The organism is Metamycoplasma spumans (genome assembly GCF_041026625.1).
Taxonomy (GTDB): Bacteria; Bacillota_I; Bacilli_A; order Mycoplasmatales; family Metamycoplasmataceae; genus Metamycoplasma; species Metamycoplasma spumans.
In genome coordinates, this window is the sequence record NZ_CP163393.1 from 137,339 (window position 1) to 151,649 (window position 14,311).

Annotated in this window: 15 protein-coding genes and 1 rRNA gene; all 16 read left to right on the top strand. The window is 29.8% G+C overall.

Going from position 1 to position 14,311, the window contains the following annotated elements:
• A complete protein-coding gene (locus AB5V95_RS00555) occupies positions 1–465 on the top strand; it encodes a transcription antitermination factor NusB (RefSeq protein WP_369085967.1) in 465 nt (154 codons plus the stop codon).
• Entirely contained in the window at positions 465–1,211 is a 747-nt protein-coding gene (locus AB5V95_RS00560) for a TlyA family RNA methyltransferase (protein ID WP_369085968.1), read from the top strand. Before AB5V95_RS00555 ends, AB5V95_RS00560 begins: the two co-directional genes overlap by 1 nt.
• Entirely contained in the window at positions 1,198–2,367 is a 1,170-nt protein-coding gene (locus AB5V95_RS00565) for an aminotransferase class V-fold PLP-dependent enzyme (RefSeq protein ID WP_369085969.1), read from the top strand. Before AB5V95_RS00560 ends, AB5V95_RS00565 begins: the two co-directional genes overlap by 14 nt.
• Positions 2,345–2,788, top strand: a complete 444-nt coding sequence (locus AB5V95_RS00570; protein WP_369085970.1) for an iron-sulfur cluster assembly scaffold protein — start codon at positions 2,345–2,347, stop codon at positions 2,786–2,788. Before AB5V95_RS00565 ends, AB5V95_RS00570 begins: the two co-directional genes overlap by 23 nt.
• Positions 2,781–4,061: a DNA polymerase IV gene (locus tag AB5V95_RS00575; RefSeq protein ID WP_369085971.1), complete on the top strand. Its 1,281-nt coding sequence runs from the start codon at positions 2,781–2,783 to the stop codon at positions 4,059–4,061. Before AB5V95_RS00570 ends, AB5V95_RS00575 begins: the two co-directional genes overlap by 8 nt.
• Before the next feature lies 1 nt (position 4,062).
• Positions 4,063–5,142 carry a nicotinate-nucleotide adenylyltransferase gene (locus AB5V95_RS00580; protein ID WP_369085972.1) on the top strand — a complete coding sequence of 360 codons (1,080 nt, stop codon included), beginning with the start codon at positions 4,063–4,065 and terminating at the stop codon, positions 5,140–5,142.
• Positions 5,143–5,396: 254 nt separating this feature from the next.
• Entirely contained in the window at positions 5,397–5,951 is a 555-nt protein-coding gene (infC, locus tag AB5V95_RS00585) for a translation initiation factor IF-3 (RefSeq protein WP_027122738.1), read from the top strand.
• A 1-nt stretch (position 5,952) separates the two neighbouring features.
• Complete coding sequence (gene rpmI, locus AB5V95_RS00590) at positions 5,953–6,141, top strand: 50S ribosomal protein L35 (protein ID WP_027122737.1); 189 nt, start codon at positions 5,953–5,955, stop codon at positions 6,139–6,141.
• A 29-nt stretch (positions 6,142–6,170) separates the two neighbouring features.
• Positions 6,171–6,530 (top strand): 50S ribosomal protein L20, encoded by a 360-nt coding sequence (rplT, locus tag AB5V95_RS00595; RefSeq protein ID WP_027122736.1) that lies wholly within the window; start codon positions 6,171–6,173, stop codon positions 6,528–6,530.
• Positions 6,531–6,668: 138 nt separating this feature from the next.
• A complete protein-coding gene (gene mnmA, locus AB5V95_RS00600; protein ID WP_027122735.1) occupies positions 6,669–7,781 on the top strand; it encodes a tRNA 2-thiouridine(34) synthase MnmA in 1,113 nt (370 codons plus the stop codon).
• Positions 7,782–7,790: 9 nt separating this feature from the next.
• Complete coding sequence (alaS, locus tag AB5V95_RS00605; RefSeq protein ID WP_369085973.1) at positions 7,791–10,451, top strand: alanine--tRNA ligase; 2,661 nt, start codon at positions 7,791–7,793, stop codon at positions 10,449–10,451.
• Positions 10,444–10,872, top strand: coding sequence for a Holliday junction resolvase RuvX (gene ruvX / locus AB5V95_RS00610; protein WP_027122733.1), 429 nt, complete (start codon positions 10,444–10,446; stop codon positions 10,870–10,872). Before alaS ends, ruvX begins: the two co-directional genes overlap by 8 nt.
• Positions 10,872–11,195 (top strand): hypothetical protein, encoded by a 324-nt coding sequence (locus tag AB5V95_RS00615; protein ID WP_027122732.1) that lies wholly within the window; start codon positions 10,872–10,874, stop codon positions 11,193–11,195. The genes ruvX and AB5V95_RS00615 overlap by 1 nt, the downstream gene beginning before the upstream one ends.
• Positions 11,173–11,904 carry a BC85_0335 family putative methyltransferase gene (locus AB5V95_RS00620; protein WP_369085974.1) on the top strand — a complete coding sequence of 244 codons (732 nt, stop codon included), beginning with the start codon at positions 11,173–11,175 and terminating at the stop codon, positions 11,902–11,904. Before AB5V95_RS00615 ends, AB5V95_RS00620 begins: the two co-directional genes overlap by 23 nt.
• 30 nt (positions 11,905–11,934) lie before the next feature.
• On the top strand, positions 11,935–12,408 hold the full coding sequence (gene greA / locus AB5V95_RS00625) for a transcription elongation factor GreA (protein WP_369085975.1): 474 nt from the start codon (positions 11,935–11,937) through the stop codon (positions 12,406–12,408).
• Positions 12,409–12,715: 307 nt separating this feature from the next.
• Positions 12,716–14,240: ribosomal RNA gene (locus tag AB5V95_RS00630) — 16S ribosomal RNA — on the top strand.
• The last annotated feature ends 71 nt before the right edge of the window (positions 14,241–14,311 follow it).

Consider the following 14,311-nt stretch of genomic DNA (forward strand, 5'->3'; position numbering starts at 1 on the left):
ATGGAAGAAATTAAAAATAACAGTGAACAAAATTCTGAATTAAAAACTAATAAAAAAGAAGATCAAAAAATCAAATTTTTATTACAAAAATATTACAGTCGTGTAAGAATAATTACCTATATTTATCAAAGCGAACTTTTTGATACAAAACTTTCATTAAAGGAAATTTTTCAAGATAATGACTTAGATAATTGAGAAGTTAAAATTCTTTCAACTATTGAAAGCAAGTATGATTTATTTATTAATATTGCTAAAAGATTTATTAGTGAAGAATGAGAATGAAGTCGTATTAATCCATTAACAAGAGCAATTATTATTTATGGTGAATATGAACTCTTATTAAATGATCCTAAAGTTGTAATTAATGAAATGATAAATATATCAAAAATTTTTAGTCCAAACAATGATTATAAATTTGTCAATAAAGTTTTAGATTTGGCTTCTAAAAAAGTTTTCAATAAATAATGAAAAAAACACTTAAACAATTAGTTTCAAGTTTACATAATATTGATGAAAAGATGGCAGAGGCTTTAATTCGTGAAGGCAAGGTTATTGCTAACGGCGAAAAAGTTTTCTTGCCATCTTTAAAATATGATGAAGAAAAAAGCAAAATCGAATTAATTATTGAAAAAAAAGAATATGTGTCGAGAGGCGCATACAAATTACTTGGGGCAATAGAAAAATTTAACCTAGACTTATCTAATTTAGTCTGCATTGATATTGGCTCTTCAACTGGTGGTTTTGTTCAGGTTCTTTTAGAAAACAATGCTAAAAAAGTTTATGCTATTGATTCAGGAACAAATCAATTAGATTATTCACTTAGAATAAATGATAAAGTTGTCGTTTATGAAAAAACGAATTTAAAAAATTTGAATAGAGAAATGCTTAAAGAAAATCTTCAATTTGCCACATGCGATGTTTCTTTTATATCGCTTAGACATGTTTTTAAAATTTGCAACGAGATTTTAGATGAAGGCGTTAGAATAATGGCTTTAATTAAACCACAATTTGAGGCAATTAGTAAGTATGTAGAAGAGGGCGGATATGTCGATATTCAACATCATGAATACATTATTAATAAAGTTTTAAACTTTGCAAAAGAGAATAATTTTGTTTTAGAAAAAATAGATAAAAGCCCAATCACTGGAGAAAAATCTAAAAATATCGAGTATATTTCATTATTTAGAAAGGTTAAAAATGAACAAATATAAAGAACTTTTTCCGATGTATAAGAACAATAAAGACATCATTTATTTGGATAATGCAGCTCTTGCGTTTAAACCTTATGATGTTGTAAATGCCGGGAATGATTTTTATGAAAAATATTCAATATCAACTAGAACGGCTGATTCATTATTAGGTATTGAAGTTGCAAAGCGCATTAATGAAACAAGAAAAGAAATCGCCAATTTCGTCGAAGCTGATGAAAATGAAATGATATTTACTTCAGGAACTACTGATGGCTTAAATCAAATTGCTAAAATGCTATCGTCAATTATTGACGAAGGTGAAATAATTTTTACTTATTTCAATCACAGTTCGAATATTGTTCCATTTTTAGAAAACTTTAAAAATAAAAATATCTCATTTAAATATGTTGATTCAAACGAAGAACTATTAAACTCAATTAATCAAAATACTAAAATTGTCGCAATGCCAGAAGTTACAAATAATTTTCAAATCGAATATGATATTGAGGCAATTTATAATAAATGTAAGAAATTTGGAACTATTTTAATAAATGACGCAGCTCAGGCTGTAGTTCATAAGCCTGTTTCTATAAAAAACTCTGATGTTATTGTATTTTCCGCTAATAAAATGTTTGGGCCTACCGGAATTGGTGCATTAATTATTAAAGAAGAATTGATAAGAAAATTATTGCCTAGTAAATGGGGCGGGGGTCAAGTTCAAGCAATTGGAAATAATTGTGATTGAACATCAAGAACAACTATGGTTCGTTTCGAGCCTGGTACACCTAATTTAGCTGGTATATTTCAATTTAGAGCTGCAATTAATTTTTTAAAAAAAATTGGCTTTGAGAAAATTAATGAAATTGAAAATAGAGTAGCAAATTACTTTTATGATGAATTAATTAAGTTAGATAATATTGAACTAGCTTCAAAACGAGGAGATAGGGTTTTATTATTTAATTTAAAAAACATACCTTCACAAGATGTTGCCTCTTATTTAGGTCATAGAAATGTTTATGTGAGATCAGGAACATTTTGCGCTCATAAATTTAAAAATTTAGATCGTTATTCATCTTCATATATTCGGGCTTCAATTTCTTTTTATAATGATGAAAATGATGTTGATGTTATTATTAAATTATTAAAAGAGGGAGGTGATTTTCTTGACTTCTTATAGTAACCAAGAAAAGCAAAAAATTATTTTTGAAGCTTATTCTAGCAATAAATATTTTAATGAAAATTTAAATATTACTGAAAGTAGTGTATCAGATCATTCAGCAGTTTGTGTGGACGATATAGTAATAAATTTTTCTTTTGAAAATGATATTTTAAAGTCTGCTGAATATAAAGGGGTTGGCTGTTCAATTTTTAAATCAAGCATTGTTTTAATGTTAGATATGTTTATAAATAAATCCAAAGAAGAAATTAATAGTATTCTAGATACTTATTTTAATGTTATTAATAAAAGTGAATCAACCGAAGAAGAAGAAATTAAGTTAGAAAAGTTAGTTGTATTTAAAAACGTTAAAGTACATTTAAATCGTTTAGAATGTGCTTCAATAATGTACCGTGCCGTGAAAAAAGGTATAAATGGATAAAGTTATATTTCATATTGATATGGACGCGTTTTTTGTTAGTTGCGAAAGAAAAATGAATCCAGAACTTAATAATAAACCTGTGGTTATTGCTCAAAATCATAAAAGAGCAATCATTTCAGCCATGTCGTATGAACTTAAAAAAATAGGTTTCCGTGTAGGAGATCCTTTTTTTAAAATCAAAGAAAAAGTTAAAGACGTAATAATTGTTGAACCGCATTATGAACTTTATTCACTTATATCTAAAAATGTTTTTGAATATATACAAAAAAATTTTACAGATAAGATTGAAATATATTCAATTGATGAATACTATTTAGATGTTAGTGATCTAGTAAACGAATATAGAACGAAATTAGATTTAGCTAAGGAAATTCAAAGAAAAATATTAAAAGATTTGAATTTACCTTGCTCAATTGGCATATCTTATTCAAAATTTTTAGCTAAAATGAGCACTAATAAAGCAAAACCTTTTGGTATTTTAGAAACAAAACAAGAAGATATTGAAAAACATTTTTATGATTTACCGGTTGAAAAAATATTCGGTATTGGAAGAAAAATGGCGCCCGTGTTAAAAGCTAATAACATTCATACATATCGAGATTTAGTTAATTTTAAAAACGAGTTACTTTTAAGGAAAATTCTTACTAAAAACTATTATATTTTTATCGAAAGATTAAAAGGAAATAAAGAAATAACTGACCATGTTTTTAAAGAAGAAGTCAAAGGTATTGGCAATTCAATTACATTTTTAAATGATTTAAAAACTCAAACAGAGGCATTGGAACAACTGCGTAATTTAGTTAATAATGTTTCAGCTAGGGCTATTGATCAAAATCAAGAAGGGTGCAATATTTCAATAAGCATTAGAAACACATCAAGAATATGAAGCTCAAAACAAAAAAAGTTTAATTTTTATACAAACGACCCGCAAAAAATTTATAGTTGAGTATTATATTTATTTGAAGATTTTTGAGATGAAAAACCAATAAGAGGTCTTGGTGTAAAATTAAATAACTTACGTTCAGTTTTTTATAATAATGAACAAATTGACTTATTAGAAGATAAAAAATTATCAGAAGTAAATAAGTTAATTTATGAATTAAATTTCAAAATGGGTAAAAATTTATTAAAAACTGGAGCACAATTAGCAAAAGAAAAAAATAAAGATAAACATAATATTCGTTTTTTAAGAAGAGATATCCATAATCAAAATATAATATTTGATATTGAAAATGAGAAAACCGATTCTAAAATAGACAAAAATAAGGAGTAATATGAAAATAGCAATATTTGGCGGAAGTTTTAATCCTATTCATAAGGGTCATATTTTAATTGCTAAAGATGCAATTGAAATGCTTAACTTGGATAAATTATATTTTGTTCCAGCTAATAAAAATCCATTTAAAAAAGAGTCTAACTATGTCTCAAACGAACATAGAGTAAATATGATAAACATGGTATTAGAAGATAAAATGGAACTTTCAGAATTTGAAATAAAAAGAGGTGGACTGTCTTATACAATTGATACAGTTAAGTACTTTAGGCAAAAATTTCCAAATGATGAAATATTTTTATTAATCGGGTCTGACAATGTTAACAAATTAAACAAATGAAAAGATATAGATGAGATTTCTGAGTTAGTAAAAATTGTTGTGTTTAACCGTGGTAATAAATATTCAAAAATTAATATAAAAAAATATAATTGCTTACGTTTAAATAATCAATTCCATGACTTTAGTTCAACTCAATATCGTGCTGGTGCTCTTAATATGGTTGAACAAAAAGTTCAAGATTATATCGGTGATAACTTTTTATATTTTGAAGATATTGCAAAATCATTTTTATCAATTGAACGTTTTAAACATTTAAGGTTTACCGCTGAATTTGCTGCTGAACTTGCTAAAAGTAATAACTTTTCAATTAAGCTGGCATATCAAGCGGGTTATATGCATGACATTACTAAAGAGTGAAGCAAAGAAAAAGCTTATTCATTTTTAAAAAAATATGGTTATAATGAAGAAAATTTAGCTCCATATAAATTGCATCAAACTACTGCATATTATTGATTAAGAGATAAATATAAATATAGTAATCAACAAGTTTTAGAAGCGATAAAAATCCATACATCAATGTCTTTAGAAATGGATTTAATTTCTAAAATATTGTATATTGCAGATAAAATCTGTCAAGGTAGAAATTGAAAAGGCGTTCAAAATATGCGAAAAATTGCCCTTGAAAATATTGATGAAGGGTTAAAAGTCGTTGTTCAAGCCTGCGGAATTGATTGAAATATTGAAAAAGGGATTGTATTTAGCGAAGAACAAGCTAAAATATATGAAAAATGATCAAAATAGTTAAAAATAAATAATTATTTTAAAAAGTGTTATAATACATATGCTTTTATTAGCGCAAGTAGATTCATTTCTCACCTAAGTGATTTTTTGCTGGGTTGCTACAAAAAAGAATATTTGTAGTTTTTGGGAAGTGGATTAAACCACTTTTTATTTATTTTAAGGAGGGAGTTATTATTAATAATAACAATTCAAATAGCGGAAATTTTTCTGAAAATAGCAATAACGGAAATCGTAAACCGAAATCAGAGCATGTAATTAACAATGCCATTCCATATAAAAAAGTTTTCGTATTAGGTCCAGAAGGCGAAAAGATTGGTGTTTTAACTAAAGATGAAGCTTTAGAAAAGGCTTCTGATTACAATATGGATTTAGTTTTAATCGCCATAGAAAACAACAAACCTATTGCAAAAATTTTAGATTACGGTAAATTTAAATACGAGAAAAAGAAAAAACAAAAAGCCGTTAAAGAAAAACAAACTGTTACAACAAATCGTGAAATTAGATTAACACCTTTAATCGGAGATCATGATTTAGAAACCAAATCAAGAAAAGCTCGTGAATTTATTTTAGAAGGAAGCAGAGTTAAAGTATCTGTAAAATTCAGAGGTAGAGAAAGAGCTAGAGTTGAGTTGGGAGAAGAAATTCTTACTAAGTTTTTTGCTCTTTTAGAAGATGTAGCAAGAATATCAAAAGAAGCAACATTAGTTAATGAACGTTTCTTAGATATGTATATCGAAAAAGATAAAAGAAAAGTAGAAGCTTTAAACAATAAACAAAATAACGAACCTTCAGAGTCAAAAGGAGAATAACATGCCAAAAATGAAAACCAAAAGCGGTTTAAAGAAAAGAATTTCTATTACCGCATCAGGTAAAGTTAAACGTGGAAATGCATACAGATCACATTTAGCACAAAACAAAACAACAAAACAAAAACGTCAATCTCGTAAATCTTCAACATTATCAAGTTCAGACTTCAAGAGATACAAAGAATTAATCTAATAATTTAATTAAATTTAGAAGGAGATAACATGCGTACAAGAGGCGGAATCGTTACAAGAAGAAGACGTGCAAAATGAATAAAATTAGCAAAAGGTTACTGAGGACACAAATCAATCGGTTACAGAGTTGCTAAACAAGCTGTTGTTAAATCATGAACATATGCATTCAGAGACAGAAAACAAGTTAAACGTGAATTCAGAAAATTATGAATAGCTCGTATTAACGCTGCTGCTAGACCAATGGGAATTACATACTCAAGATTAATCGAAGGTCTAAAACAAGCTAACATTCAAGTTAATAGAAAAATGCTTTCAGAATTAGCAATCAACTACCCAGCATCATTTGCTAAAATTGTTGAAAAAGCTAAAGCTGCATTAGCTACAAAATAATTAATTTATAATTAGTGCCAATATGGCACTTTTTATATTGCAAAAAACTATTTTAAGTATTAAATGCTGCTTTTTATATCTTTTTTTAATAAAAAATATACAATTTTATTATTAATAATAAAAAAATAGGGAGGCAAAATGGCAAAAAGAGTAGTTTTAGGAATGAGCGGCGGAGTTGATTCTAGCGTCTGCGCTCATTTATTAAAAGAACAAGGCTATGAAGTTATTGGCCTTTTTATGAGAAACTGAGATTCTTTTTTAAATAATGATTTTTTAGGTAACGAAGATATTAATCAAAATGTTTGCACCCAAGAATTAGATTATCAAGATGCCAAAAGAGTTGCGGAGCAATTAAATATACCTTTATATCGAGTTGACTTTGTAAAAGAATACTGAGATAATGTTTTTAATTATTTAATTGAAGAATATAAAATTGGTCGTACGCCAAACCCTGATATTTTCTGTAACAAATATATAAAATTTAAATCATTTGCAGATTATGCATTCGAAGATTTAAAAGCAGATTATATCGCCATGGGTCATTATGCCGACGCTAGAAATGGCGAATTATATCGAGGGCTTGATCCTAATAAAGACCAATCTTATTTTCTGGCCCAATTATCAAATGAGCAATTATCAAAAGTGATTTTCCCATTGGCAAACTTACACAAAACCGAGATTAGAAAAATAGCGGAAGATATTAATTTAGCAACTGCCAAGAAAAAAGACTCAACTGGTATTTGTTTTATTGGCGAAAGACGCTTTACTAAATTTTTAGAAAATTATATTCCTGCGCAACCCGGAAATATTATTGACATAGCTAATAAAAAAGTTGTAGGAAAGCATGTTGGAGCAATGTATTACACTATTGGTCAAAGAAAGGGCTTGAACTTAGGCGGCTATGAAAAACCTTATTTTGTAGTAGGGCATAATTTAGACAAAAAAGAGATATATGTCGCCAATGAAGATTATAAGGAATATCTATTGTCAAACAAAATGATTGCAATTAATTTTAATAAGATTGCATATGAATATGATGAAAATAATTTAACTGCAAAGTTTAGGTATCGTCAAAGTGACATACCGGTTAAATTGAAATTGTTAGATAATGACCAAATTGAAGTTCAATATCCAGATACAGAAGCCGTTACACCAGGACAAGAAATTGTAATTTACGATGGAGAAAAAGTTGTTGGTGGCGCAATCATTGATAAAATTTATTATAATGACGAATTAAAAACTTATTTATAGGAGAAAAAAATGTTAAGTTCAAAAAAAATTAGACAAATGTGATTAGACTTTTTTAAGTCTAAAGGACATTTAGTTGTTGAATCAAAATCTTTAATACCGCAAAATGACCCTTCTTTATTATGAATAAACTCTGGGGTTGCAACTTTAAAAGACTATTTTAGCGGTAAAAAAGTACCACCTGCAAAAAGAATTACCAACTCACAAAAATCAATTAGAACTAATGATATTGAAAATGTTGGTGTAACCGCAAGACACCATACGTTTTTTGAAATGTTAGGTAACTTTTCAATCGGCGATTATTTTAAAAAAGAAGCAATCGAATTTGGTGCTGAATTTGTTTTTAATGTTTTAAAATTACCAAAAGAAAGAATTTATATTACTTATTTTGACGAAGATCAAGATACATATAATTACTGAATTGAAAATGGTGTTGATAAATCTCATTTAATTAAAGGAACAAGAGATACAAACTTCTGAGACGTGGGTCAGGGGCCTTGTGGACCAGACACTGAGATATTTTTCGATCGTGGAGAAAAATATGATTCTCGTGGTTTAGAACTTTTAATTAATGATATTGAAAACGATCGTTATATCGAAATTTGAAATATCGTATTTTCACAATTCAATAATGATGGTGAAAATAATTACACAGAATTAGCTACAAAAAATATCGATACTGGTGCTGGTTTGGAAAGAATTGTTTCAATTTTGCAAGATGCGCCAACTAACTTTGATACAGATTTATTTTTACCAATTATAAGAGCTGTTGAAAAATTAACTGACTATCGTTACGATATTAATAATTACTTTACCAAAGATAAAGAACAAACAAGAATTAATACTTATTTCAAAATCATTGCCGATCATATTAGAGCATCGGTTAATGCTATAAATGATGGTGTTAGCCCTTCAAATGTTGGACGTGGTTATATTATAAGAAGATTAATCAGACGTTCATATCGTGCTGGTTTATCGCTAGGTATTGAAGCAAAATCATTTTTATATAACTTAGTAAAAGTTGTTAAAGATTCATTAATTTATGACATTGATGTTGACGAAGTTGCACAAATTATTAAAAATGAAGAAGAATTATTTGCTAAAACAATTAAAGATGGTGAAAAATTATTAGAAGCTGAACTTCAAAAAAATGGCACAGTTGATGTTAAGGTTGCCTTTAAAATGTTTGATACTTATGGATTCCCAATTGAATTAACAGCTGAAATCTTAGCTGAAAAGGGAATTAAAATCGATATGAACGAGTTCAATAAGTTTTTAAAAGAACATCAAGAAAAATCACGTGGTAATATTGAAGCAGGTATGCAAAAGGTTATTAATTCACTTGCTAAAATACCTGAAAAAGTATCTGAATTTATTGGATATGACTTTACAGAATCAACTTCAAAAGTTTTATATTTATTAGACGATGAAAATGAAATTAAGGCTAATAAAGACCCTGAAGCAATCAGTTATTTAGTCTTAGATAAAACTCCATTTTATGCAACAAGTGGTGGTCAAAATCATGACCATGGATATATGATTCAAGATGGTAATAAAATCGAAGTCTTGGATGTTTTTAAAGATAAATATTGAAACCATATTCACGTTGTTAAAGGTATGGTTAACAGCAAATCACCAGTTGAATGTTTTGTTGACAAAGCGAAAAGAATTAACTTTGCTCGTGGTCACTCAGCAACACATATTATGTTCCACGCTTTAAGAAAAACATATCCTCATGAAATTATTCAACAATTAGGTTCAAACATTACTCATGAACATTTCACTTTTGACTTTGGTTTAGATCATAGACCAACTAAAGCTGAAATTAAAGAAATTGAAAAAGCAATGCGTGAATACATTGCAATGCAAGCAAAACGTAACTACATTATTACTTCAATTAAAAAAGCACAAGAAATGGGCGCATTCATGACTATTGAAGAATCAGAATATCATGATGCAAACGAAGTTAGAATAGTTGAATTTGAAGGTATTACTAAAGATTTATGTGGTGGAACACACGTTAATAATTCAGGCGATATTCAAGATTTCAAAATTGTTGGAGTTGATTCAAAAGGTACAGGAGTATATCGTTTAAGAGTCGTTGTATCATTTGCTTATGTTGAAGATTATCTATTAGCAGAAATTAAAGAAAAACAAAAATTACTAGATACTTTAATTAAAAATAACCAACAATTTAAAGAAGATTATTCATATCAATATCCTTTAGAAATTCCAGAAGGAACTTTTGGAAAAGAAAAATTATTAGAACAATATGATATTTGTGAAGAATCAATTAGAGAAGATTATAAAAAATTCTTAAAAGAAAAACAAAATGAATCAGTCGATGTTTCTAAATATCAAGCTGAAAAGATTAATTTAATTGATGTATTTTTCGTATCAGATTTAGATGCAAATCAATTAAGAAAAGCAATAGTTCAATTAAGAGAAGATAATCCTGACGCTCTAGTAATTGGATTAAGTCAAAATAAAGAAAATAATTTCTTTTTAATGGTAGCTTCTAAAAAATATGATTCAACTAACTTTTTTAGAGCAATAACTTCGAAATATAATGGTAAAGGTGGGGGAAACGCTATTGTTTGCCAAGGTTCATTAAATACAGAAATTACTTTAGATAATTTAGTAAGTGAAATTAAAAAGGACTTAAATGCGTAAACTTTGTTTAGATTTAGGCACTAAAACATGTGGATTTGCAATATCAGATCCAATTGGAATAATTGCAACAGGCCTAGAAAACTTTTATTTTGAAGAAAATAATTTTAAACAAGTTATTAATAAAGTTTTGTCATATCTAAATGAAGGCGAATATAAAAATCAAATTGATGCAATTATTTTAGGATATCCATTAAGAATGGATTTATCTAAAAGTGAGCGCACGCTAATGGTTGAGCGTTTTGCTAAAAGATTGGGCGAACAAATTGACTTGCCGATTATTTTTCAAGACGAAAGACAAAGCACAATGGGGGCTGAACAAATTTTAATTGAAGCGGGTTTTAGCAGAAAAAAACGCAAAACCAAAAAAGATTCATTGGCGGCACAGCTAATATTAGAAGATTATTTAAGGAGAATAGGATAATGGAAAAGAAAAAAATAAATATTTTTGTCCCAGAACGTGAAATTATATTAGATGATAATGAAAAGTTATATGTAATTTTTCAAATTGAAGAAAATGGCGAAACATACTTTTCATTAACCGATAGCAAAGGTGAAGGTTTACTTTTTGCTAAAGATGTTAACGGAGAACTAACCGAAGTTGATGATGAGGGCGAAATTGATATATTAGTTGACTTATTATTTGAATATGCCGAAAATAATTATGTGCTTGATCGTGATGGTAAAAGCGATTTATTAGAAAAATTAATTGGTGAAGATACAGATGATAGCTCAATCGATAATTAATAATACAGAATCAAAAATTTCATCAAATGCTCGTTTGGCATTAATAATTAGTATTATTGTTGTAATGCTAATAGCTATTTCAATCGTAATTGCGTCTTTTTTATTAAGACGTAAATATATGAAAGAAATTATTAGTCCAGAAGAAAAAATTCGCTTAGAGCAATTAAAAATCCAAAATCCAAATTATGGCCAAGTTTTAACCGGCATTAAAGACTTTTATAATCAAAAACAAATATTACCTGACTTTTTAGTTACTTATTTAGTTAATAGTGTTTATTTAAATTCATATGAAAATGTTTTAGTCGATGCTGATAGTGATTATTTATCAATTTCTTTAGCATCATTAACTTATAAAAATACATATGCAATAGATCAAAATATAAATAAACAAGATAAAAATGCTCAGAATAAATATCCTAACCTTGATTTATCTAAACTAAATTATATTAATGATACAAATGCTAATCAAAAGTTTAATATGTTAGTTTTATTAGATAACGATAAATCTCATGAATATTATTTAAATAAATATATTGATTTGGTTGATAATGAGAAAAATCCCGGTATGATAATCTTAAATTACACAAACAAAAAAGATTATCTTAATTCAATAAAACTATTTCAGTCTTATAATTTAAAATATGAAGTAGCACACTTTAAACATAAAAATGTTATACTTTTAGCCAAGATAGAACAAAATAGTAATTAAAACTTTAATTTTAAAAATAAGGAGCAAATTATGCAAGAAGAAAAAATTTATCTTACTAAAGAAGGTTTTAAACAATACGAAGAAAGATTAGTGTACTTACAAGAAGTCGCTAGACCACAAGTTATTGAAGAAATTAAAGAAGCCAGAAACCAAGGTGACTTATCAGAAAACGCCGAATATGATGCCGCTCGTGATAAACAAGCTGCTATTGAGGCAGAAATTTTAGAAATTCAACATATTTTAGAAAATTGCATCGTTATCGAATCATCAACATCAGCAGCTAATAGTACAGTTAGAATCGGATCAACAGTTAAATTCTATAATTTATTAACCAAAGATATTAATGAAGTTACTATTGTTGGTGCATTAGATGCCGATCCATTTAATAATAAAATATCAAACTCTTCAGCCTTAGCAAAAGCTTTAATCGGTAAAAAAAGTGGTGAAGAAGTTGAAGTTGAAGCTCCTAAAAAATACAAAGTTAGAGTTGAAACCATTTTATAGTATTAATAATAAAGCGACAGAATTGTCGTTTTTTTATTACCTTTTTTATAACTTGTAAAAATATTTATAAAAAAATAGATATTACATAAAAATGTGTTATTATTTATATCGCATATTATTCAATTATCTGCAAAGAATTTATGACATAAAAATAAAAATTATAAATTTTGAAATTAATTGTAAAAATATGTATAATATATTCATGCGCTTTTCTGAAAGTTAATGCGCGAGATAGTTCTTTGAAAACTGGATACGAATACCATAACGTCAATTTTAATAATTTACAAAAAATCATAAACCAATCAACTTATTTAAGAGTTTGATCCTGGCTCAGGATGAACGCTGGCTGTGTGCCTAATACATGCATGTCGAGCGAGGTTTCTTTCGGGAAACCTAGCGGCGAATGGGTGAGTAACACGTACTTAATCTGCCCTTCAGATTGGAATACCCAATGGAAACATTGGCTAATGCCGGATACGCATGGAATCGCATGATTCCGTTGTGAAAGGGGCCTTTAAAGCCCCGCTGAAGGATGAGGGTGCGGAACATTAGTTAGTTGGTAGGGTAATGGCCTACCAAGACTATGATGTTTAGCCGGGTCGAGAGACTGAACGGCCACATTGGGACTGAGATACGGCCCAAACTCCTACGGGAGGCAGCAGTAGGGAATATTCCACAATGAGCGAAAGCTTGATGGAGCGACACAGCGTGCACGATGAAGGTCTTCGGATTGTAAAGTGCTGTTATAAGGGAAGAACACTCAGAGGAGGAAATGCCTTTGAGCTGACGGTACCTTGTCAGAAAGCGATGGCTAACTATGTGCCAGCAGCCGCGGTAATACATAGGTCGCAAGCGTTATCCGGAATTATTGGGCGTAAAGCGTTCGTAGGCTGTTTATTAAGTCTGGAGTCAAATCCCGGGCTCAACCCCGGCTCGCTTTGGATACTGATAAACTAGAGTTAGATAGAGGTAAGCGGAATTCCATGTGAAGCGGTGAAATGCGTAGATATATGGAAGAACACCAAAGGCGAAGGCAGCTTACTGGGTCTATACTGACGCTGAGGGACGAAAGCGTGGGGAGCAAACAGGATTAGATACCCTGGTAGTCCACGCCGTAAACGATGATCATTAGTCGGTGGAGAGTTCACTGACGCAGCTAACGCATTAAATGATCCGCCTGAGTAGTATGCTCGCAAGAGTGAAACTTAAAGGAATTGACGGGACCCGCACAAGCGGTGGAGCATGTGGTTTAATTTGAAGATACACGGAGAACCTTACCCACTCTTGACATCTTCCGCAAAGCTATAGAGATATAGTAGAGGTTAACGGAATGACAGATGGTGCATGGTTGTCGTCAGCTCGTGTCGTGAGATGTTTGGTCAAGTCCTGCAACGAGCGCAACCCCTATCTTTAGTTACTAACGAGTCATGTCGAGGACTCTAGAGATACTGCCCGGGTAACCGGGAGGAAGGTGGGGATGACGTCAAATCATCATGCCTCTTACGAGTGGGGCTACACACGTGCTACAATGGTCGGTACAAAGAGAAGCAATATGGCGACATGGAGCAAATCTCAAAAAGCCGATCTCAGTTCGGATTGGAGTCTGCAATTCGACTCCATGAAGTCGGAATCGCTAGTAATCGCAGATCAGCTATGCCTGCGGTGAATACGTTCTCGGGTCTTGTACACACCGCCCGTCACACCATGGGAGCTGGTAATACCCAAAGTCGGTTTGCTAACCTCGGAGGCGACCGCCTAAGGTAGGACTGGTGACTGGGGTGAAGTCGTAACAAGGTATCCCTACGAGAACGTGGGGATGGATCACCTCCTTTCTACGGAGTACACTTAGTTATGGAATAATATTTGTATCCAGTTTTGAGAGATTTATCTCTCTACTTGTTCT